The 21,017-nt window shown below is 72.6% G+C and carries 20 protein-coding genes; 18 read left to right on the forward strand and 2 right to left on the reverse strand.

Annotated features, from left to right (window positions below; all coding sequences use genetic code 11):
- The first annotated feature begins 189 nt into the window (after positions 1 to 189).
- Entirely contained in the window at positions 190 to 645 is a 456-nt protein-coding gene (locus tag F9B16_RS36775; RefSeq protein ID WP_151544837.1) for a VOC family protein, read from the forward strand.
- A gap of 103 nt (positions 646 to 748) precedes the next feature.
- Here the strand turns inward: F9B16_RS36775 and F9B16_RS36780 are convergent, their stop codons facing one another.
- On the reverse strand, positions 749 to 1,987 hold the full coding sequence (locus F9B16_RS36780) for an HNH endonuclease signature motif containing protein (protein ID WP_151544838.1): 1,239 nt from the start codon (positions 1,985 to 1,987) through the stop codon (positions 749 to 751).
- Between the two features lie 448 nt (positions 1,988 to 2,435).
- Here F9B16_RS36780 and F9B16_RS36785 point away from each other — a divergent pair, with 448 nt between their 5' ends.
- From F9B16_RS36785 to F9B16_RS36795, 3 genes are all read left to right on the forward strand, one after another.
- Entirely contained in the window at positions 2,436 to 3,305 is an 870-nt protein-coding gene (locus tag F9B16_RS36785) for an alpha/beta fold hydrolase (protein ID WP_225992269.1), read from the forward strand.
- Positions 3,306 to 3,450: 145 nt separating this feature from the next.
- On the forward strand, positions 3,451 to 4,068 hold the full coding sequence (locus F9B16_RS36790) for an NIPSNAP family protein (protein WP_225992265.1): 618 nt from the start codon (positions 3,451 to 3,453) through the stop codon (positions 4,066 to 4,068).
- 42 nt (positions 4,069 to 4,110) lie between these two features.
- A complete protein-coding gene (locus F9B16_RS36795; RefSeq protein WP_225992266.1) occupies positions 4,111 to 5,178 on the forward strand; it encodes a DUF4037 domain-containing protein in 1,068 nt (355 codons plus the stop codon).
- Here the strand turns inward: F9B16_RS36795 and F9B16_RS36800 are convergent.
- Positions 5,175 to 6,701: a PucR family transcriptional regulator gene (locus F9B16_RS36800; protein WP_151544840.1), complete on the reverse strand. Its 1,527-nt coding sequence runs from the start codon at positions 6,699 to 6,701 to the stop codon at positions 5,175 to 5,177. The genes F9B16_RS36795 and F9B16_RS36800 overlap by 4 nt on opposite strands.
- A 174-nt stretch (positions 6,702 to 6,875) precedes the next feature.
- Between F9B16_RS36800 and uraD the strand changes: the two genes are divergently transcribed.
- From uraD to F9B16_RS36870, 14 genes are all read left to right on the forward strand, one after another.
- Positions 6,876 to 7,376, forward strand: a complete 501-nt coding sequence (gene uraD, locus F9B16_RS36805; protein ID WP_225992267.1) for a 2-oxo-4-hydroxy-4-carboxy-5-ureidoimidazoline decarboxylase — start codon at positions 6,876 to 6,878, stop codon at positions 7,374 to 7,376.
- Complete coding sequence (uraH, locus tag F9B16_RS36810; protein WP_151544842.1) at positions 7,373 to 7,687, forward strand: hydroxyisourate hydrolase; 315 nt, start codon at positions 7,373 to 7,375, stop codon at positions 7,685 to 7,687. Before uraD ends, uraH begins: the two co-directional genes overlap by 4 nt.
- Before the next feature lie 4 nt (positions 7,688 to 7,691).
- Positions 7,692 to 8,558 carry a factor-independent urate hydroxylase gene (gene pucL, locus F9B16_RS36815; protein ID WP_151544843.1) on the forward strand — a complete coding sequence of 289 codons (867 nt, stop codon included), beginning with the start codon at positions 7,692 to 7,694 and terminating at the stop codon, positions 8,556 to 8,558.
- Between the two features lie 13 nt (positions 8,559 to 8,571).
- Positions 8,572 to 9,444, forward strand: a complete 873-nt coding sequence (locus F9B16_RS36820) for an FAD binding domain-containing protein (RefSeq protein ID WP_151544844.1) — start codon at positions 8,572 to 8,574, stop codon at positions 9,442 to 9,444.
- On the forward strand, positions 9,444 to 9,929 hold the full coding sequence (locus F9B16_RS36825) for a (2Fe-2S)-binding protein (RefSeq protein ID WP_151544845.1): 486 nt from the start codon (positions 9,444 to 9,446) through the stop codon (positions 9,927 to 9,929). Before F9B16_RS36820 ends, F9B16_RS36825 begins: the two co-directional genes overlap by 1 nt.
- A complete protein-coding gene (locus F9B16_RS36830) occupies positions 9,926 to 11,278 on the forward strand; it encodes an 8-oxoguanine deaminase (protein ID WP_192809172.1) in 1,353 nt (450 codons plus the stop codon). Before F9B16_RS36825 ends, F9B16_RS36830 begins: the two co-directional genes overlap by 4 nt.
- Entirely contained in the window at positions 11,279 to 13,600 is a 2,322-nt protein-coding gene (gene pucD / locus F9B16_RS36835; RefSeq protein WP_192809173.1) for a xanthine dehydrogenase subunit D, read from the forward strand.
- 137 nt (positions 13,601 to 13,737) lie between these two features.
- Positions 13,738 to 15,183 (forward strand): NCS2 family permease, encoded by a 1,446-nt coding sequence (locus F9B16_RS36840; RefSeq protein ID WP_151544846.1) that lies wholly within the window; start codon positions 13,738 to 13,740, stop codon positions 15,181 to 15,183.
- Positions 15,184 to 15,209: 26 nt separating this feature from the next.
- Positions 15,210 to 16,292, forward strand: coding sequence for an XdhC family protein (locus tag F9B16_RS36845; protein WP_151544847.1), 1,083 nt, complete (start codon positions 15,210 to 15,212; stop codon positions 16,290 to 16,292).
- A 14-nt stretch (positions 16,293 to 16,306) separates the two neighbouring features.
- Positions 16,307 to 16,693 (forward strand): allophanate hydrolase-related protein, encoded by a 387-nt coding sequence (locus tag F9B16_RS36850; RefSeq protein WP_151544848.1) that lies wholly within the window; start codon positions 16,307 to 16,309, stop codon positions 16,691 to 16,693.
- Positions 16,694 to 16,764: 71 nt separating this feature from the next.
- Entirely contained in the window at positions 16,765 to 17,574 is an 810-nt protein-coding gene (locus tag F9B16_RS36855) for a hydroxypyruvate isomerase family protein (protein ID WP_151544849.1), read from the forward strand.
- The gene (locus F9B16_RS36860) at positions 17,571 to 18,455 is read left to right on the forward strand and encodes a 2-hydroxy-3-oxopropionate reductase (RefSeq protein WP_151544850.1); all 885 of its coding nucleotides are present in this window, start codon (positions 17,571 to 17,573) and stop codon (positions 18,453 to 18,455) included. The genes F9B16_RS36855 and F9B16_RS36860 overlap by 4 nt, the downstream gene beginning before the upstream one ends.
- Positions 18,456 to 18,481: 26 nt before the next feature.
- A complete protein-coding gene (gene gcl, locus F9B16_RS36865; protein WP_151544851.1) occupies positions 18,482 to 20,197 on the forward strand; it encodes a glyoxylate carboligase in 1,716 nt (571 codons plus the stop codon).
- A gap of 31 nt (positions 20,198 to 20,228) precedes the next feature.
- A partial coding sequence (locus tag F9B16_RS36870) for a glycerate kinase (protein ID WP_225992268.1) occupies positions 20,229 to 21,017 on the forward strand: 789 nt, incomplete at its 3' end.

Genomic DNA, 21,017 nt, shown 5'->3' on the forward strand with positions numbered 1-21,017 from the left:
CGCTTCGCGATGGACTTCGTCCACCCTTGACTTTGGAGCCTCTGCGGCCCCTGGGCAGGTGATGGGGGCAGGCTCCGCCTGCCCCGCCCCCGGGTCGCGCCACCCCACCACCCCCTTCCGTAAGGGGAGCCGAGCGGCTCTTCTCGACGGAGCTGTCTTCTGTCCGACCTCTCTGGGAGGTTGTGGGGCATGGACGTCATCATGCAACTGACCATCGACTGCGCCGACCCGCAGAGAATGGTGGCCTTCTGGTGCGAGGCTCTTGGGTACGCACCCGAGCCGCCGCCCGATGGCCATACCAGTTGGCGGGAGTATTGGACGGCGTTGGGAGTTCCCGAGGACGAGCTGCCCGCAGGGGCGGGCGATGCGCCGGAGTCAATCATTGATCCGGCGGGACAGGGGCCCAGGATCTGGTTCCAACGTGTCCCCGAACCGAAGGTCGTCAAGAATCGGCTGCACCTCGACGTGAAGGTGAGCGGTGGCTGGGACGTCCCAATGGCCGTTCGGGTGCAGCGGGTCAATTCCACAGTAGAACGGCTGACTGGGGCTGGCGCTACGCTGCTGCGGACGCTGGATGGTCCTGACTTGGACCACTTCGCCGTCGTCCTCCAAGACCCGGAAGGAAATGAGTTCTGCGTCGCTTGAACGCCCAAGTGTTGGTTGACGAAATGGCAGTGGCACTTTCGGGCATGCCGATCCGCCCGGATCTGATTGATCCGGGCGCACCGGTGAAGGCGAACGGGTGCCCTTATGCGGCCCAGCCGAGGCTGGTGGCGGGTGGACTCTTGCCGTCGGGTGGTGGCAGGAGCCGGTAGACGTAGCGCCCGTCTTGATCCTTGGTGATGTGGATCTGGTCGGGGCTGGTGTGCTTGAACCGGTTGTGCCATCCGCAGGTGAGGGTGAGCTGATCAATGTCGGTGGGGCTGTTGCCCAGTGCCCATCCGTGGACGTGATCCACTTCGCACAGCGTGCCCGGGAGCTCGCATCCCCGTACCGCACATGACGGGTAGAGCGTTTCCAGCACCTGCCGTTGGGCTGCGCTGGCGAATCGTTCCCGGTGGCCCAGGTACAGCGGGGTGTTTCCGCGTCCGAGGAGGAGGGGTGAGACTCCGGCGGCGAGGGCGATGCGGCGGGCCTGGGCTGCGGGGATGGGGGTGCCGTCGGTGAGGCGGGCCGGGGCGCTGCCGCCGGTGAGGGTGTCCAGGTCGCAGATGACGGTGACTTTGGTGGCCTTGTGTCCGCCCGACAGCACACTGGACAGGGCGGCGGCGGTGCGCTCGGAGAGGTCGCGGCGGTCGTCGGGCCCGGCCGGCTTGGCCAGCGGAGCCAGGGTGCCGTCCCAGATGGCCGCGTCCTCGGGGTTCAGCCAGCCTTTGACGTACCGGCCGCCGTCCAGCGAACGGGTCGTGGTGAGCCAGGACTTGGCGTAGCCGCGTTTGGTGTCCTCGTCGGGGGCGGTCTCGGTGTCGTCGCGTTCGGCGATGACGTCGCGGATGCGGTGCCCGAAGGCTGCGACCTTCCCGGCGGAGAAGCCTTGGTCGGCCATCTCCAGCAAGGTGGTCTCCGCCTGAGCGCAGTCAGCGTCATCGAGCCTTGCGACCGAGTCGGCCACTGTGACTGCGTAGCCGAAGGACAGTTCCCCGGCCGCCAGCCGCTCAGTTACTTGCGAAAGGCGGTGCCGCTGCCGGGCGAGGGTGAGGCGTTCCTTGGCGCGGTTGTCGCGCATGCCGAGGCTGGATCGCAGCCACGCCTGGGTGGAGGGATATCCCCAGCGGGCCTGTTCTCCGGTGGCGTCGACTCGGCCGATGAATCCAGCCAGCGCGCTTTCCTGCATATCTGCTGCGGCCGCGAGGGTTTCGGTGAGTTCCAGGCATGCGGCCGCCGACTCGGGGGCGTCTCTGGTGGCGAGTTCAGTGGCGATGGCGGAGAGCGCGTTCACCAATTCCATGGTGGACGCGGCCCCAAGCTCGACCGTCACTGATTGCATAGGTAAATAGTACCCTGTGTGACTGACATTCGAGGCCGTTCGAGGCACATTCTTCCCGGTATTTTTTGGTGGGAAAGGCTGCCGGGCCTGGCGACTTCTCGCCGATCTTGGTGTTGCACGCTGGGGAGTTTCGTGCCTGACGGAGGGGGGTGGGGGGGGGGGGGGGCCCCGGGGGGGGGGGGCCGGCGGAGCCTGCCCCCATCACCGGCCCCGTACGCAAGCGCCACCCCACCACCCGAACACCCCTCTTGCCATTTCCCCCGAACACCCTTATCCGAGGTCACTCGAACACCCCACTCGTCGAGGCACCCGAACGCCCCTCCCGCCAATGCCCCCGAACGTCCCTCCCGCCAATGCGTCCGAACACCCTTATCCACGGTCTCCCCAACACCTTGGGTAGAGCTCGGCGCGGTTGCGAACGTGATCGCGATGAGTTACGGCCGTGACGATGGTCTGCACCTCCATGGAGACCTTCGTCAAGATCAATAATGTGGCGCTGTGCGCGGAGACGTTCGGGGAACCGGCCGACGTGCCCGTCCTGCTCATCGGCAACACGATGCTCACCTGGCCGGACGAGCTGTGCGAGCGCTTGGCGGCGCTCCGGCGGTTCGTCGTCCGCTACGACCTGCGCGGCACCGGACGATCCGAGGGGTCGGCCGTCGACTACACGTTGCGCGATCTGGTCGCGGACGCGGCCGGGGTGCTGGACGCGCACGGGTTGGGCGCGGCGCATGTCGTCGGGTTCGGGACCGGCGGCTGGATCGCCCAGCTGCTGGCTCTCGACTATCCCGAGCGCGTCGCCAGCGTCGCGCTGATCGCGACGCGGCCGACCGCGCCCGGGCCGAACGATGCCGATCTGCCGGAGCATGCACCCGAGGTCACGGCGCATTTCATGAACCGTCCCGCGGTCGACTGGACCGACCGAGCCTCGGTCGTCGAGTTCATGCTGGGGAACGCGCGGCGGCTCGCCGGGGCGGGGTTCGACGAGGCGGAGGCGCGGGCGGGGATCGAGCGGATCCACGACCGTGCCGACGTCGTGTCCCGCGACCCGGGGGAGGCGCTTCGCGCGGACCTGATGGCGACGGCGTTCGCCGTGATGGACTGCAAGCCGCGCTGGCGGGAGCGGCTGGGCTCCATCACCGCGCCGACCCTGGTGGTACACGGCGAGGACGACCCGTTCTTCCCGCTCGGCAACGGCCAGGCCCTCGCCGCCGAGATCCCCGGCGCGGAGCTCGTCGTCCTGCCCGGCACCGGCAATGAGCTTCCCCGCCGAACCTGGGACGTGCTCGTCCCGGCGCTGGTCCGCCACACGTCCTGAGATCGGCGCCCACACCCTGAGACCGGCGCAGGCGTCCTGGTCGGGGACGGATGCCCTCGCCGGGCGGTGGGGTGGCCGGAATTCGGTGGGAAATGGCCGGGGATCGGGTCGTCTGCGGGCGGGTGCGGCGACGACGCTGGGGCCCGTGGACGTGATCGAGTTGCGGCAGTACAGGCTGCGCCCGGGCCGGCGGGACGAGCTGATCGAGCTGTTCGACCGGGAGCTGGTGGAGCCGCAGGAGGCGGCGGGCATGACGGTGCTCGGCCAGTTCCGGGACCTGGACGATCCGGACAGGTTCGTCTGGATCCGGGCGTTCGAGGATCTGAGCCGGCGCGGCGAGGCGCTGCGCGCGTTCTACTTCGGGCCGGTGTGGAAGGCGCACCGGGAGCAGGCGAACGCGACGATGCTGGACTCGTCGGATGCGCGGCTTCTGCGGCCGCTGCGTCCGATCACCGAGCCAGGGCCGCGGCCACCGGTCGGGGCGCCGGATCCGGGCGGTCTGGTCTTCGCGTTCCTGTGGTCGTTCGGCGAGCGGCTCGCGGAGGTCGAAGGGACGATGCTGGACGAGGTCGTTCCGCTGTACGGCGAGGACGCGCTCGCCCTGGCGACGCTGGAGGCGGAGAACGACTTCCCGGCGCTGCCCGTCCGCACGGGTGACGGCCACATCGTCGTGATCGCGTCGGAGCGGGTGGAGCTCCCCGGCGGGGTGCCGGAGCCGCGGGTGCTGCGGCTGGCGCCCACCGGCAGGTCGCTGCTGCGCTGAAATGGTTGGCCCGGCCGGTGCCCGATCTGCTGGGGTGGGCGGGTGGACGGTGATCTGCGCGGCGCGGAGCTGGCCCGCGCGTACTACGGCGATGTCGTGCGGCCGTTGCTGGACGCGCACTTCCCGGGCTTGCGGTATGCGGCGGCGCGGCTCGGTTCGGGGTCGGACGTGCTGGGGTTCGACGACGCGACCAGCCGCGACCACGACTGGGGTTGCCGGTTGACGCTGCTGCTGGACGACGCGCAGGCGGACGCGGCGCCGGACGTGACGGCGATGCTTGAACGCGAACTCCCCGACCGGTTCCGCGGCCACCCGGTCCGGTTCCCGGTGACCTGGGACGAGTCCGTGTCCCACAAGGTGGAGGTGTCGGCCGTCGGCGCGTTCTGCCGGTCGCGGCTGGGCGTCGATCCGACCGGCGGGCTGTCGGTGCTCGACTGGCTGTGCCTGGTGGGCCAGTGCGTCCTGGAGGTGACCGCCGGGCCGGTGTTCGAGGACGGTACGCCGACCCTCGCGGGGATCCGCGCGACGCTCCGCCGCTACCCGCCGGACGTCGAGCGGTACGTCCTGGCGGCGTGGTGGCGGCGCGCGTCGCAATGGCTGCCGGTCGTCGGCCGGACGGCGGCGCGCGGCGACGAGACCGGTTCGCGGATCCTGGCGGCGCGGGTCGCCGAGGATCTGATGCGGCTGGCGTTCACGCTGTCCGGGGCGTGGGTGCCGTACGGCAAGTGGCGCGGCACCGCCTTCAAGGAGCTGCCGATCGCAAGAGACCTCGCGGGCCCGCTCGACACGGCCGTCGCAGCGGGAGGCAAGCAGGAGAGGGAGGCGGCGCTGGTCGAGGCGGCCGAGATCCTCCTGCGCGCCCAGCGGGAGCGCGGGCTGCCCGCACCGGAGAAGGCGATCACCCCGTTCTGGGACCGCCCTTTCTGGATGATCGACGCCGCCGTCGCGGACGGGCTCGTCGCGGGCATCAGCGATCCGGAGGTCGCCAGGCTGAAGACAGGCATCGGTTCGGTGGAGCAATGGGTGGACAGCGTGGACGTCCTCGGTCACGCCGACCGCCGCGCCGCGCTCCAGGTCGCCTACCGCACCTGGATGGAGCGCGGCCTCTAGGAGAGCCGGAGCGCCAGGAAGAAGTCGACGCGGTCCTCCAGCCGGGTCAGGTCGCGGCCGGTCAGGTCCTGGATGCGCTGGATCCGGTACCGGACGGAATTGACGTGCAGGTGCAGCTGCTCGGCGCACTTCGTCCACGAGCCGGAGTTCTGCAGGAACGTCTCCAGGGTGCGGATCAGGTCGGCCTTGTGGACCTCGTCGTATTTCCGCAGCGGGTCGAGCAGCCGCACCTGGAACATCTGCCGGACGTCCTCGGGCACGGTCGCGAGCAGCAGGACGTGCGTGGCGAGCTCGTCGTGCCGGACGACGCACACGGGGTCGGTGCGTCCGGACGCGAGGCGGCGCGCGTAGCGGGCCTCGTCCACGGCCCCGCGCAGCTCGCCGGCCCCGACGACGTCGCTGACCCCGACCGTGATTCCGGCACCGGCCAGCCCGGGTGCCAGCGCGTCGAGCGCGGTCTGGACCGAGGCGGCGACGTCCGGCGCGCCCTCGCCGGCGAAGGGAACGGGGACGAGCGCGACGGCCTCGTCGTCCAGCAGCCCGACGACGGGGCGCGGCACGGGCATGACCTCGCCGATAACGGACCGCAGCTCTCCGGGCCGCAGCGTTCCGCGCCCGGCGGCGGCGACCGCGACGTAGGAGGCGTGCGGGTCGAGCCCGGCGAGCTCCAGCCGCGGGACGATCTCGTCGGCGGCCGCGGCGGACACCACCAGCCGGACGAGCTCCTGCGCGAGCCGCCCCTCGACGCTGAGCCGGTCGTCCAGCCGGGCCCGCTCCAGCGCGGCGATCGCGGCGAGCTCGGTGGTGAGGGCGCGGCGCTCGGCGGGCCAGTCGGCGTGGTCGCCCTCGCAGGCGACGAACCAGTCCGCGACGCGGGAGGTGGTGTCCTCCGCGACGGGGAAGATCGACACGCCGGGGGCGGCGGCGTGGTGCGGGAGCCGCGGCGCGGTGAGGAAGGCGCGGGCGAGCGCGGCGCCGTCGGGGGGGCCGGGCGGGCCGGCGACGACGCGTCCGGTGGCGGTCAGCACCCAGCAGCGCATGCCGAGGTCGCGGCCGACGAGGTCGAGGACGGCGCCGAGGCCGGCGCCCTCGCTCATCCCGGCGACGAGCCGGCGGTGCCGGTCGAGGACGGCGGTGAGGTCGGCGGCGCGCGCCCCGGACAGGTGCCGGACGACCTCCTCGGTGACGGTCGCGAACGCGACGTCCTCGGGGACCTTGAACAGCGGGATCCGGTGCCGGCGGCAGGCGTCGACGAGGTCGCCGGGGATGGTGCCGGTGGCGAGGTCCCAGGCGGCCAGCGCGGACACCCCGGCCTGGGCGAGCGCGCGGACGAACACCTCGGAGTCGGCGGGTTCGGACCGCCAGACCAGGCCGGTCAGCACCAGCTCCCGGCCGCCGAGGTACCGCCCGGGGTCCAGCAGGTCGGTGGTGACCACCCAGGTGATCGCCCGGTCGAGCAGGTCGTCGCCGGTGACCACCTCGAGCCGCAGCTCCGGCATGTCGAGCAGCGCGCGCAGCTTCATAGAACCAGTTAACTCACCGCTCACCGGGCCGGGTGTCAACGGCTCGCGCGCGCGATTGGAGCAACGCACGAAAACACCGGCGTGAGCAGGGTCACAGTTCGGACGTCCTGTCCCTTCACCCGGCGCCCGGTTGCCGTATCTACTGGCGGCAATGACGGAGACAGGGAGGTGCCGGTGAGGGAACGGCTCGACGTCACGGAGGGCGGGCTGCTGGCGTGCTGCGCGTCCCGCCGCTGGGCGGCCGAGGTCGCGGCCGGACGGCCCTACGCGGATCTCGCGGAGCTGCGGGCCGCGTCGGCGGCGGCGCTCGCGGGCCTGGACTGGGCGGATGTGGAGGAGGCGCTCGCCGCGCACCCCCGCATCGGCGAGCGGATCAAGGACGCGGGCCGGGAGGCGGCGTGGTCGCGGAGCGAGCAGTCCGGGATGGACGCGGCGGCGGTGGAGCTGCGGACGGCGCTGGTGGAGGGCAACCGGGCCTACGAGGAGCGGTTCGGGCACGTCTTCCTGATCTGCGCGACCGGCCTCAGCGCCGCCGAGATGCTCTCCGCGCTGCGCGAACGCCTCGGCCACGGCGCCGAGGCGGAGCGGGCGGCCGTCCGGACCGAGCTGGCGAAGATCGTCGACCTGCGGCTGGCGAAGCTCGCCGCCGCGCCGGGCACCGAGGGGGAGCGATGAGCCTGTCCACGCACGTGCTGGACGCCGCGAAGGGCCTGCCGGCGGCGGGCGTCGCGGTCCGGCTCGACCGGCGGGAGCGGGACGGGACTTGGACGGCGGTCGCCGAGGCCCGCACCGACGCCGACGGCCGGATCAAGGAGTGGGGCGCCGAGCCGGGCACCGGGGTGCACCGGCTGGTGTTCGACACCGCCGGCCTGTCCGACTTCTACCCGGAGGTCACCGTCGCGTTCACGATCGACGACGCCGGGCGGCACTACCACGTCCCGTTGCTGCTGAGCCCGTTCGCCTACTCGACCTACCGAGGGAGCTAACCCGATGGCCATCGTTCTCGGCCCCAACCGCTACGGGAAGGCGGAGGTCCGTGTCGTCCGCGTGACGAGGGACGGCGGGACGCACCGCATCCGGGACCTGAACGTCGGGGTGTTCCTGTCCGGTGACATGGACGAGGTGCATCTGACCGGTGACAACGCCGCCGTGCTGACGACGGACACGCAGAAGAACACCGTGTTCGCGTTCGCGAAGAAGTACGGGATCGGGGAGCTGGAGGAGTTCGGGCTGCTGCTGGCGCGGCATTTCGTGGACTCGCAGCCGACGATTCACCACGCCCGCGTGCAGCTCGAGGAGTACGCGTGGGACCGCATCACCGGCCCGCACTCGTTCGTCAAAGGCGGCACGGAGGTGCGGACGGCGGTGGTCCACAGCGACGGCTCCGGCGGCGCCGAGTCGGTGGTCTCCGGCCTCAAGGACCTGACCGTCCTGAACTCGACCGGCAGCGAGTTCCACGGGTTCGTGGAGGACGAGTTCACGACGCTCGAACCGACCAACGACCGGATCCTGGCCACGGCGGTAACGGCGCAATGGCGGCACCGCGGCACCGACTCGAAATGGGACGAGTCATATGCCGCAGCGCGCAATGCCCTCCTCGACGCATTCGCCACGACGCACAGCCTGTCGCTCCAGCAGACGCTCTATGCGATGGGACGCCGGGCGCTGGAGGAACGCCCGGAACTGTGCGAGGTGCGGATGTCGATGCCGAACAAGCACCATTTCCTCGTCGATCTGGAGCCGTTCGGAATGGACAACGACAACGAGGTCTACTTCGCGGCGGACCGCCCGTACGGGCTGATCGAGGGCACCGTGCTCACCGACGACGCCCCGGACGCACCGTCCGCCTGGAACTGAAGGAGGCGGCGACATGGACTTTCTGCGCCCGGCGACCTGGGCGGACGCCCTGGCCGCGAAGCGCGAGACGCCGGCGGCGCTGCCGATCCAGGGCGGCACCGACGTCATGGTGGAGATCAACTTCGACGTGCACCGGCCGGCGGCGCTGCTGGACCTGAACCGGGTCCGCGAGCTGACGGAGTGGGAGGAGGCGGACGGCCGCCTGCGGATCGGCGCCGGCGTCCCGTACGTGCGGGTGATCGGCGAGCTGGGGGACCGGCTGCCGGGCCTCGCGCAGGCGTCCCGGACGGTCGGCTCCCCGCAGATCCGCAACCGCGGCTCGATCGGCGGCAACCTCGGCGCCGCGTCGCCCGCCGGCGACAGCCATCCGCCGCTGCTGGCGGGGGACGCGGTGATCGAGGTGGAGTCGGCGGACCGCGGCGTCCGGATGATCCCGGCGACGGAGTTCTACCTGGGCGTGAAGCGGAACGCGCTGGAGCCGGACGAGCTGATCCGCGCGGTCTGGACCGCTCCGGCGCCCGGCCCGCAGTACTTCTCCAAGATCGGCACGCGGAACGCGATGGTGATCGCCGTCTGCTCGTTTGCGGTCGCGCTGCATCCGGAGGAGCGCCGCGTCGGCACGGGCGTCGGCTCCGCCGCGCCGACGCCGCGCCGCGCGACCGCCGCCGAGGAGTTCATCTCGACCGAACTCGACTGGGACGGCCGCGGCCCGCTCTCCGACGCGGCGGCGCAGCGGTTCGGCGAGCTGGTCCGCGAGGCCGCCGCGCCGATCGACGACGTGCGCGGCACCGCCGACTACCGCAAGCACGCCCTGGCGGTGATGGCGCGCCGCACGCTGACCTGGGCCTGGAACGACCACCGCGCCGAGCGAAGGGAGGCTTCCTGATGCGCGTGAACGTCACCGTCAACGGCTCGGAGGAGACCGTCGACGATGTGTGGGAGGGCGAGAGCCTGCTCTACATGCTGCGGGAGCGGATGGGCCTCCCCGGCTCGAAGAACGCCTGCGAGCAGGGGGAATGCGGTTCCTGCACGGTCTACCTCGACGGGGTCCCGGCCTGCGCGTGCCTCGTCGCGGCGGGCCAGGCGGAGGGACGCGAGGTCCGCACCGTCGAGGGCCTCGCCGAGGGGCAGCCCGGCGACGAGCGGCTCGACCCCGTCCAGCAGGCGTTCGTGGAGGCGGGCGCCGTCCAGTGCGGGTTCTGCACGCCCGGCCTGATCGTCCAGTCCCACGACCTGATCGAACGCAACCCCGCGCCGTCCGACGCCGAGATCCGCGAGGCGCTGGCCGGCAACCTGTGCCGCTGCACCGGCTACGAGAAGATCCTCGACGCGGTGCGGCTGGCGGCCCGGCGAAAGGCTGCACACCCGTGACGACCATCATCGAGAACGCGCACGTCGTGACCGTGTCCGGGGACGAGCACCCCGGCGGCCACCTCGTGATCGAGGGCGACCGGATCACCGCCGTCGGCGCCGGCCCGGCCCCCGAGATCGCCGGCGCCGACCGGATCGACGGGACCGGCTGCCTCGCCACCCCCGGCCTGGTCAACGCGCACCACCACCTGTACCAGTGGGCGAGCCAGGGCCTGGCCACCGACAACACGCTGTTCGAGTGGCTCACCACCCTGTACAAGCCGTGGTCGAAGATGGACGCCGAGGTCGTCGCGGGCGCGGCGAGCGCGGGGCTCGGGTGGCTCGCCAAGTCCGGCTGCACCACCTCGTCCGACCACCACTACCTGTTCCCGCGCGGGCGCGGCGACCTGTTCGCCGCCGAGATCGCGGCGGCGGCGGAGCTCGGCATCCGGTTCCAGCCGTGCCGCGGGTCGATGGACCGCGGCGAGTCGCAGGGCGGCCTCCCGCCGGACGAGGTCGTCGAGGACCTCGACACGATCCTCGCCGAGACCGCGGCGGCCATCGACCGCTACCACGACGCCTCGTTCGGCTCGATGCTGCGCGTCTCGGTCGCGCCGTGCTCCCCGTTCTCCGTCACCCGCGACCTGCTCGTCCGGTCGGCGGAGCTGGCGCGCGACAAGGGCGTCCGGCTGCACACCCACCTCGCCGAGACCCTCGACGAGGAGGAGCACACCAACGAGCAGTTCGGGATGACCCCGACCGAGTACATGGACTCGATCGGCTGGCTCGGCCCGGACGTGTGGCTCGCGCACTGCGTCCACCTGCACGACACCGACATCAAGCGGCTCGCCGAGACGGGAACCGGCACCGCGCACTGCCCGAGCTCCAACGCCCGCCTCGGCGCCGGCATCGCCCGCGTCTCGCATCTGCTGGAGGCGGGCGCGACGGTCGGGATGGGCGTGGACGGGTCGGCGTCGGCGGAGTTCGTCCCGCTCGCCGGGGAGATCCGGCAGGCGGTCTACATGCAGCGCGCCCGCTACGGGCCGACCGCGCTGACCGCCCGGCAGGCCCTGGAGATGGCGACCCTAGGCGGCGCCCGCTGCCTCGGCCGCGAGGACGAGATCGGCACCCTCGAACCCGGCAAGCTCGCCGACGTCGCGCTGTGGCGGGTCGACGGCTTCCACGCCGCCGTCGACGACCCGGTGGTCGCGTTCGCGTTCGGCGGCACGCCGCCGCTGGAGCGGCTGCTCGTCGGCGGCCGGACGATCGTCGCCGCCGACACGCTCGTCTCCGTCCCGCAGGACGTGGTCGGGCGGCGCGGCGCCGACGCGCACCGGCGCCTCATGCGACTCGCCGAGGAGGTCCTGTAGATGGCGACCCCTGTGAAAAGCCCTGGTCATGTGGTCGCGCCCGGCATCGGCGGCGTCGGCGACAGCCCGCTGCGTCCCGACGGGACGCTGAAGGTCGCCGGCGAGTTCGCGTACGCGTCCGACCTGTGGATGGACGGGATGCTGTGGGGCGCGACGCTGCGCAGCCCGCACCCCCGCGCCCGCATCCGCTCGATCGACATCGGGCCCGCGCTGGCGACGCCGGGCGTGCACGCCGTCCTCACCCACGAGGACGTCCCCGGCAAGAAGGTGTACGGCGAGGACCACACCGAGGACCAGCCCGTCCTCGCGATCGGGGAGGTCCGGCACCAGGGCGAGCCGATCGCGGTCGTCGCCGCCGACCACCCGGAGATCGCGCGGCGCGCCATGGAGCGCATCGCCGTCGACTACGAGGTGCTGGAGCCGATCACCGACCCGCGCGCCGTGATCGCGGACCCGGAGCGGCTGAAGGTGCAGCCGCTCGGCGGCATCACCCGGCACCAGCCGGTCCGCGTCGGGGACGTGGACGCCGCGCGCGCTCTGGCCGAGGTCGTCGTGGCGGAGGAGTTCGAGGTCGGCATCCAGGACCAGGCGTTCCTCGGGCCGGAGGCCGGCCTGGCGATCCCGTCCGAGGACGGCGGCGTCGACCTGTACGTCTCCACGCAGTGGATGCACAACGACCTGTCGCAGATCGCGCCGTGCCTCGGACTGGACGAGTCGCAGGTGCACATGACCCTCGCCGGCGTCGGCGGCGCGTTCGGCGGCCGCGAGGACCTCTCCGTGCAGATCCACGCCGCGATGCTCGCCCTGCACACCGGCAAGCCGGTGAAGATGTCGTACAACCGGTACGAGTCGTTCTTCGGGCACGTCCACCGGCACCCCGCGTTCATGCGGTACGAGTACGGCGCCACGGCGGACGGGAAGCTCGTCTACGCCGACGTGGAGATCATCCTGGACGGCGGCGCGTACACCTCGTCCACCCGGAACGTCACCGGCAACGCCGCGTCGCTCGGCGTCGGCCCGTACGAGATCCCCAACATCAAGATCGACGCGTACGGGGTGTACACGAACAACCCGCCGTGCGGCGCGATGCGCGGGTTCGGCGCGGTGCAGGCGTGCTTCGCCTACGAGTCGATGATGGACAAGCTCGGCGCCGCCTGCGGGCTGAGCCCGGTCGAGATCCGCCGCCGCAACGCCGTCTCGCAGGGCTCGAAGCTCGCGACCGGCCAGGTCATCGAGTCGCCGGCGCCGCTCGCGGAGATGCTGACGCGGCTGGAGGCCATGCCGATGCCTCCTGCGTGCGATGCGTCCGATATCCGGAACCTGCCGGGCGGCGCGTCCCAGACCACGCACGGCGAGGGCGTCGTGCGCGGTGTCGGCTACGGCGTCGGGATCAAGAACATCTGCTTCTCCGAGGGCTTCGACGACTTCTCCACGGCCCGCGTCCGGCTGGAGGTCATCGGCGGCGAGCCGACCGCGCTCGTGCACACCGCCGCCGCCGAGGTCGGGCAGGGGCTCGTCACCGTCCAGGCGCAGGTCGCGCGGACGGAGCTGGGCGTCCAGAAGGTCACCATCGCCCCGGCGGACAACAGGGTCGGCGACGCCGGCTCGTCCAGCGCGTCCCGCCAGTCGTACATGTCCGGCGGCGCCGTCAAGACCGCCTGCGAGGCCGTCCGCGCCGAGCTGCTCGCCCGCGCCGCCCGCCGCTACGGCCACGACGACCTCTCCGCGATCGGCGGGAAGATCGTCTCCCGGGCCGCCGGGGTGCTCGGCAGCATCGAGGACGTCCTCGGCGACGATGCCATCGAGGAGACCCGCGAGTTCCACCACCGGCCCACCACCGGCATGGACCCCGCCACCGGCCAGGGCGTCACCCACACCCAGCTCGCCCTGTGCGTACACCGCGCCGTCGTCGACGTGGACGTGGACCTCGGCCTGGTCAAGGTGGTCGAGATGGCCGCCGTCCAGGACGTCGGGAAGATCCTCAACCGGCTGTCGCTGGAGGGCCAGATCCACGGCGGCTCCGCGCAGGGCCTCGGCCTCGCCGTGATGGAGGAGATCGTCGTGTCCGGCGGCCTCGTCCGCAACCCGTCCTTCACCGACTACCTCATCCCGACCATCCTCGACATGCCGCCGATGCGGCTCGACATCCTCGAGAATCCCGACCCGGACGCCCCATACGGGCTCCGCGGCGCCGGAGAGCCACCCACGCTCTCCTCCACGCCCGCGATCGTCGCCGCCATCCGCGACTCCACGGGCAGAGCGCTCACCCGAGTGCCGGTTCGACCGGAGCACATCATCAGGGAGTCTCCGGCCAGCGATTGATCAACAGGGGCGGCCCGCGCCCCGTCTCGGGGGACGGCGCGGGCATCCACCCCACAACCGCACCCTGATCGACCAGCACGGACGGCCCAATGGGGCCGCGCCGGCGGCCGATCGCGCCCTAGAGGAGGGCACGAACCGTGACCGAGACCCAGGAGAGGCTTCCGGAGAAGCCGTCCACCCCCGACCGTTCCGCGCTCGACCGGTTCTTCGACCTGCGCGGGCGGGGCACCACCGTCGCCCGCGAGGTGCGCGGCGGGCTCACCACCTTCGTCGCGATGGCCTACCTGGTCATCCTCATCCCGCTGATCATCGGTGACGCGAAGGACGTCACCGGCGCCACCCTGGACCCCGCGCAGCTCACCACGATGGTCGCGCTGTCGGCCGGGCTGACCACGCTGCTGATGGGCCTGGTCGGTAACGCGCCGCTGGCGATGGCGGCCGGGCTCGGCGTGACGCCGATCGTGGTGTTCCAGGCCGCGCCGCACATGACGTGGCCGCAGGCGATGGGCCTGGTCGTGCTGGAGGGCGTGGTGATCGTGCTGTTCGCGGTCACCGGGATCCGGCAGCTGATCATGGACGCGATCCCGCTGGCGATCAAGCAGGCGATCGGTGTCGGCATCGGCGCGTTCATCGCGCTGATCGGCCTGGTGGACGCCGGGTTCGTCGGCCACCACGGCACCGCGTCCACGCCCGTCCAGCTCGGCGTGTTCGGGCAGCTCGTCGGCTGGCCGGTGCTGGTGTTCTGCGCCGGCCTGGTGCTGACGCTCGTGCTGTTCATCCGCAAGGTGCCCGGCGCGATCCTGATCGGGATCGTCGCCGCGACCGTGTTCGCCGTCATCGTCGACAAGGTCGCGAAGGTGGACCCGAAGTCGTGGGGCGCGGTCGAGCCGAAGCTGCCGCACTCGGTCGTCGCGACGCCCGACTTCGGGCTGATGTTCAAGGTCGACCTGTTCGGCGGGTTCGGCCGGGCCGGCGTCGTCACCGCGACCGTCGTGCTGTTCACGCTCGTCCTGTCCGGGTTCTTCGACGCGATGGGGACGATCCTCGGCGTCTGCGAGGAGGCCGGGATGACCGACGAGAACGGCAGGCTGCCCGGCCTCAGCCGCATCCTCACCGTGGACGGCTTCGGCGCGATCGTCGGCGGCGGCGTCAACGGCTCGGCGAACACCGCGGTCGTGGAGTCGGCGGCGGGCGTCGCCGAGGGCGCCCGCACCGGCCTCGCCAGCGTCGTCACCGGCCTGCTGCTCACCGCGCTGATCTTCCTGACGCCGCTCGCCGGGGTCGTCCCGGTCGGCGCCGCCGCGCCCGCGCTCGTCGTCGTCGGCGCGCTGATGATGTCGCACTCCCGCAAGATCGACTGGGCCGACATGGAGATCGCGATCCCGGCGTTCCTGACGATCGTGCTGATGCCGTTCACGTACTCGATCACGGTCGGCGTCGCCGCCGGCGTGCTCGCCTACACCCTGCTCAAGGTCGCGCGCGGCAAGTTCGCGGAGATCCACTGGCTGCTGTACCCGCTGTCGCTGGTCTTCGTCGCCTACTTCGCCCTGCATCCGATCGAGGAAGCCCTCGGGATCAAGTGAGGCCCGGGGAGAGATGAGGACCGTCCATGCGTGAGATCGCCGACCGGCTCGCCGCCTGGAACGACGAAGGCGTGCGGTACGCCGTCGCCGTCGTGGTGTCCGTCCGCGGCAGCGCGCCGCGCGCGCCGGGCGCGGCGATGGCCGTGTCCGCCGATGGGGAGGCCGTCGGGAGCGTGTCCGGCGGCTGTGTCGAGAGCGCGGTGTACGAGCTGTGCCGCGCGGCCCTCGACACCGGCGAGACCGTCCGCGAGACGTTCGGGTACAGCGACGACGACGCGTTCGCCGTCGGCCTGACCTGCGGCGGGACGGTCGAGGTGCTCGTGTCGCCGGGGCCGGTCCCCGCGTCGGCGCTCACGCGTGACGCCCCGGTGGCGTTCGCCCACATGGTGGACGGGTCGGGCGTCCTGGCCGTCCACCCGTCCCACCACACCGGCACCACCGGACGCGCCGACGTCGACGCCGCGGTCGTCGCCGAGGCCCGCGCCATGCTCGACGCCGGCAAGACCGGCATGATCTCCGTGCGGTGCCGCGACGACGCCGAGGCGTTCGTCCACAGCTACGCGCCGCCGCCGCGGCTGCTCGTCTTCGGCGCGATCGACCACGCGGCGGCGCTCGCGCGGCAGGGAAGCGTCCTCGGCTACCGCGTGACGGTCTGCGACGCGCGGCCCGTCTTCGCCACCCCGGCCCGCTTCCCCGGCGCCGACGAGGTGGTCGTCGACTGGCCGCACCGCTACCTCGCCGCCGAGGCGGAACGCGGCGCGCTCGACGGCCGGACGGTCGTGTGCGTGCTGACGCACGACGCGAAGTTCGACGTCCCGCTGCTGAAGGTCGCGCTGCGGCTGCCCGTCGCCTACGTCGGGGCGATGGGGTCGCGGCGCACCCATCACGACAGGCTCGCCCGGCTGCGTGCGGCCGGGCTGTCCGGCGGGGAGCTGGCGCGGCTGCGCTCCCCGATCGGGCTCGACCTCGGGGCCCGCACCCCCGAGGAGACCGCGCTGGCGATCGCGGCGGAGTTCACCGCCGCGCGCCGCGACGGCACCGCGCTGCCCCTGGGGCAGATCAACGGGCCGATCCACCACGACCGGGCCGCCGTCGCGGCGGCCCAGTGAACGGAGGAGAGGACGTGCCACCCATATTCCTCAACGGAGGCGCGATGCGCGGGGGACCGCTGCATCACCTGCTGGACGGGGCGCCGCTCGTCGCGTCCGCCGGCACCGCGCCCCGCTACCGCTTCTACTCGGTCGGGGACCGCTGCCCGGCGCTGGCGCCCGTCGCGCACGGCGGCGCCCGCGTCGCCGGCGAGGTGTACGAGGTGACCCTCGGCGTGCTGCGCGACCGGCTGCTGCCCGCCGAGCCGCCCGAGCTGGAGCTCGGCGTGATCGAGCTGGACGACGGGTCGTCGGCGCTCGCCATGCTGCTGCGCCGGCCGTACACCTCCTATGCCGGGCTGACCGACATCACCGAACATGGCAGCTGGCAGAGCTACCAACGTTCGAAGGAAGCCGCATGACCGAGCGAAGCGAGGGCATGCGGCGGGGTTGCCGGGGGGCGTGGGGGGTCGCCCCCCCACAAGGAGGACGCATGAACGCGAGCCGCGAATGGGCCGTCAACTGCTCGATCCTGTTCACCGACCTGCCGCTGCTGGAGCGGCCCGCCGCAGCGAAGGACGCCGGGTTCGACGCCGTCGAGTTCTGGTGGCCGTGGCCGGGCGTGCCGGTGCCGTCCGCGTCCGAGGAGGACGCGTTCTGCCAGGCGATCGAGGACGCGGGCGTCCGGCTCATCGGCCTGAACCTGTACGCGGGCGACATGCCGGCGGGCGAGCGGGGCGTGCTGTCGGACCCGGCGCGCGCCGCCGAGTTCCGCGCGAGCGTGGACGTCACCGTCCGCATCGCCGAGCGGACGGGCGTCCGGGCGTTCAACGCGCTCTACGGGCAGCGCCTCGGCGGCGTCGCCGCGTCCGAGCAGGACCGGGTCGCCGTGCGGAACCTCGCCTTCGCGGCCCGCAAGGTCGGCGCGTTCGGCGGGACGCTGCTCATCGAGCCGCTCGCGCGCGGCCTGAACGGCGCCTACCCGCTGGAGACCGCCGCCGACGCGATGGCGGTCGTGGAGCGGGCCCGCGCGGCCGGCGCCGCGAACGTCAAGCTCCTGTTCGACACCTTTCACCTGGTCAGCAACGGCGACGACGTGGAGAAGGCCGCGCGCGAGCACGCCGCCGACATCGGCCACGTGCAGATCGCCGACGCGCCCGGCCGCGGCCGTCCCGGCACCGGCGGCATCGACTTCGGCGCGCTGTTCGCGCTCCTCGACGAGATCGGCTACCGCGGCCGGATCGCCCTGGAGTACGCGGACCCGCGGCCGGACTTCGCATGGATGGAGAACCACCGCACATGAGCAAGATCGGATTCATCGGGCTCGGCATCATGGGCGCGCCGATGGCGGCCCACCTGGTCCGCGCGGGCCACGACGTCACCGGCTACGACGTCGCACCGAAGGGCGTGGACGCGCTGGTCGCGGCCGGCGGAGAGGCGGCGTCCGGGGTCCCGGCCGCGGTCGCGGGCGCGGAGGTCGTCGTCACGATGCTGCCGCAGGACGAGCACGTCGAGGCCGTGTACTTCGGCCCGGACGGCGTCCTGGAGAACGCCGCGCCCGGCACGCTGTGCATCGACTTCTCCACCATCCGGCCGGAGACGTCGATCAGGGTCGCCGAGGCGGGGCGGGAGCGCGGGCTGCGGGTGCTGGACGCGCCGGTCAGCGGCGGTGAGAAGGGCGCGCAGGACGCCGTTCTGTCGATCATGGTCGGCGGGGACGAGGCGGACGTCGCCGCCGCCGCGCCGGTCTTCGAGGCGGTCGGCAGGACCGTCGCGCGGGTCGGCGGCAGCGGCGCGGGCCAGTACGTCAAGGCCGCCAACCAGCTGATCGTCGGCGGCACGTACGCGCTGGTCGCCGAGGCGATCGTGCTGATGGAGGCGGCCGGGGTGGACGCCCGCGCCGGGATCGACGTGATCGCCGGCGGGCTCGCCGCGAGCCGCATCCTCGACCTCAAGCGGGAATCGATGCTGGACCGCGAGTTCGCCCCCGGCTTCCGCATCGACCTGCACCACAAGGACATGGGGATCGCGACCGCCGCCGCCCGCTCCGCCGGGGTGTCGCTGCCGATGACGGGCATGGTCGCCCAGCTCATCGCCGCCGCCCGCGCCCGCGGCTACGGCTCCCTCGACCACTCCGCGCTGCTGAAGGTCGTCGAGGACCTGTCCGGCCGCACGGCCGCCTGACCACCCGGAACCGAAGGAGAAGCATCATGGCGAAGATGCCCGTCATGCGGGCGGTGGTCGAGGTCCTGAAGTCCGAGGGCGTGGACGTCGTCTACGGCTGCCCCGGCGCCGCGATCCTGCCGCTGTACAAGGCGATGGAGGAGGACGGCGGGATCGCGCACCTGATCGTCCGGCACGAGGAGGGCGCGGCGCACATGGCCGACGGCTGGTCGCGCACGACCGGCGGCGTCGGCGTCGCGGTCGGCACCTCCGGGCCGGCCGGCACCAACATGATCACCGGTCTGTACACCGCGCACGCCGACTCCGTCCCGATCCTGTGCGTCACCGGGCAGGCGGCGTCGGACAAGCTGCACCAGGAGGCGTTCCAGGCCGTCGACATCGTGTCGATCGCCGAGCCCGTCACGAAGTGGGCGGTGCAGGTGAAGGAGGCGGCGCAGGCGCCGTGGATCTTCCGGGAGGCGTTCCGGATCGCGCGCAGCGGCCGGCCCGGGCCCGTCCTGATCGACCTGCCGATCGACGTGCAGAAGCAGCTGATCGAGTGGGACGCCTCGATCGACGCGCCGCTGCCGGTCGCGAAGGCCGAACCGCACCGGCCGCGCGTCGAGAAGGCCCTCGACCTGCTGCTCGCGGCGGAGCGGCCGCTGATCCTCGCGGGCGGCGGCGTGATCCTCGCGGAGGCGCACGCCGAGCTGGTGGAGCTGGCCGAGCTGCTGCAGATCCCCGTCCAGGCGACGCTGATGGGCAAGGGCGCGATGGACGAGGACCATCCGCTCTACGCCGGGATGACCGGCGTGCAGACGTCGCAGCGGTACGGCAACGCCTCGTTCCTCGAATCGGACCTGGTCCTGGCGCTCGGCGCCCGGTTCGGCGACCGGCACACCGGGCAGCTCGACGTCTACCGTGCGGGCCGGACGTTCATCCACGTCGACATCGAGCCCACCCAGATCGGGAAGGTGTTCGGCCCGGACCTCGGGATCGTGTCCGACACGAAGCTGTTCCTGCGGGCGATCATCGACCTCGCGCGCGAGCGCGGCGCGGGCCGTCGCGCGGGGGAGTGGGTCGCGCGGATCCAGGAGCTGAAGGCGACGCTGACCAGGCGCGAGGACTTCGACGACGTCCCGGTCAAGGCGCCCCGCGTCTACAAGGAGATCAACGAGTTCTACGGGCCGGACACCTACTTCGTCACCGCGATCGGGCTGTACCAGATCTGGGGCGGCCAGCACCAGAAGGCGGCGAAGCCCCGGCACTACCAGGTGTGCGGGCAGGCCGGGCCGCTCGGCTGGGAGATCCCCGCCGCGATCGGCGTGAAGACGGCCCTGGCCCGCACCGAGCCGGACGCCGAGGTCGTCGGGATCGTCGGCGACTACTCGTTCCAGTTCCTTGTGGAGGAACTGGCGGTGGCCGCGCAGTACGACGTCCCGTTCGTGCTGATCATGCTGAACAACGAGTACCTCGGGCTGATCAGGATGGCGGAGGACCACGGCGGCTACGCCATGAACTACGAGGTCGACATCCGCTACGACGAGCACGGCACCGACAATGTCAAGATCATGGAGGCGTACGGCTGCGCCGGCCGCCGGGTGCTGGAGCCCGGCGACATCCGGCCCGCGCTGGAGTGGGCGCGCAAGGAGGCCGCCCGCACGTCGCGGCCCGTGCTGGTCGAGATCATGATCGAGCGGGAGGCCGACACGGCCAACGGCGTGCGGATCGACGACGTCCGCGAGTACGAACCCGTCCCGTAGTCCCGTCCCGGAACCCGGAAAGGAGGCGCGCGTGCGGGGTCACGTGCTGATCGCGCCCGACAAGTTCAAGGGCTCGCTGACCGCCGCCGAGGTCGCCGGGCACGTCGCCGCGGGGCTCGCCCGGGCGGTCCCGCACGTGCCCCTCGTCCCGCTGCCCGTCGCCGACGGCGGGGACGGCACCGTCGAGGCGGCCGTCGCCTGCGGGTTCACCGAGGTCAGGACCGAGGTGTCCGGGCCGACCGGGCGGCCGGTCGCAGCGTCCTACGCCGTCCGCGACGGGACCGCGGTGGTCGAGCTGGCGGAGGCGTCCGGGCTGCGGCGGCTGCCCGGCGGGACGCCCGCGCCGCTGGAGGCGTCCAGCCGGGGGACCGGCGAGCTGATCGCGGCGGCGATCGAGCGCGGCGCGACCCGGATCGTCCTCGGCCTCGGCGGCAGTGCCTGCACCGACGGCGGCACCGGGATGGCCGCCGCGCTCGGCGCCCGGTTCCTCGACGCGGCCGGCGAGCCGCTGCCGCCCGGCGGCGGGGCGCTGCGGTCGCTCGCCTCCATCGACCCGGGCGGCCTGCCGTCCCGGCTGCGCGGCGTCACGGTCGTCGTGGCGAGCGACGTCGACAACCGCCTCCTCGGCCCGGACGGTGCCGCCGCGGTCTTCGCCCCGCAGAAGGGCGCGTCCGCGGCGGACGTCCGGGCCCTGGAGCGCGGCCTCGCCCGGCTGGACGAGACCGCCCGCCGCGACCTCGGCGCGTACGCGGCGGACCGCCCGGGCGCGGGCGCGGCGGGCGGCACCGGGTTCGGCGCGATGGCGTTCCTCGGCGCCACC

Source organism: Actinomadura montaniterrae (assembly GCF_008923365.1).
GTDB classification, from domain to species: Bacteria; Actinomycetota; Actinomycetes; order Streptosporangiales; family Streptosporangiaceae; genus Spirillospora; species Spirillospora montaniterrae.

Bases quoted from the DNA above. Each gene is read 5' to 3' on its own strand.
- gcl (WP_151544851.1), top strand. From the start codon at position 18,482: ATGGCGAAGATGCCCGTCATGCGGGCGGTGGTCGAGGTCCTGAAGTCC.
- F9B16_RS36785 (WP_225992269.1), top strand. From the start codon at position 2,436: ATGGTCTGCACCTCCATGGAGACCTTCGTCAAGATCAATAATGTGGCG.
- pucD (WP_192809173.1), top strand. From the start codon at position 11,279: ATGGCGACCCCTGTGAAAAGCCCTGGTCATGTGGTCGCGCCCGGCATC.
- F9B16_RS36860 (WP_151544850.1), top strand. From the start codon at position 17,571: ATGAGCAAGATCGGATTCATCGGGCTCGGCATCATGGGCGCGCCGATG.
- F9B16_RS36825 (WP_151544845.1), top strand. From the start codon at position 9,444: ATGCGCGTGAACGTCACCGTCAACGGCTCGGAGGAGACCGTCGACGAT.
- F9B16_RS36820 (WP_151544844.1), top strand. From the start codon at position 8,572: ATGGACTTTCTGCGCCCGGCGACCTGGGCGGACGCCCTGGCCGCGAAG.
- F9B16_RS36800 (WP_151544840.1), bottom strand. From the start codon at position 6,701: ATGAAGCTGCGCGCGCTGCTCGACATGCCGGAGCTGCGGCTCGAGGTG.
- F9B16_RS36855 (WP_151544849.1), top strand. From the start codon at position 16,765: ATGAACGCGAGCCGCGAATGGGCCGTCAACTGCTCGATCCTGTTCACC.
- F9B16_RS36775 (WP_151544837.1), top strand. From the start codon at position 190: ATGGACGTCATCATGCAACTGACCATCGACTGCGCCGACCCGCAGAGA.
- F9B16_RS36845 (WP_151544847.1), top strand. From the start codon at position 15,210: ATGCGTGAGATCGCCGACCGGCTCGCCGCCTGGAACGACGAAGGCGTG.
- pucL (WP_151544843.1), top strand. From the start codon at position 7,692: ATGGCCATCGTTCTCGGCCCCAACCGCTACGGGAAGGCGGAGGTCCGT.
- uraH (WP_151544842.1), top strand. From the start codon at position 7,373: ATGAGCCTGTCCACGCACGTGCTGGACGCCGCGAAGGGCCTGCCGGCG.
- F9B16_RS36780 (WP_151544838.1), bottom strand. From the start codon at position 1,987: ATGCAATCAGTGACGGTCGAGCTTGGGGCCGCGTCCACCATGGAATTG.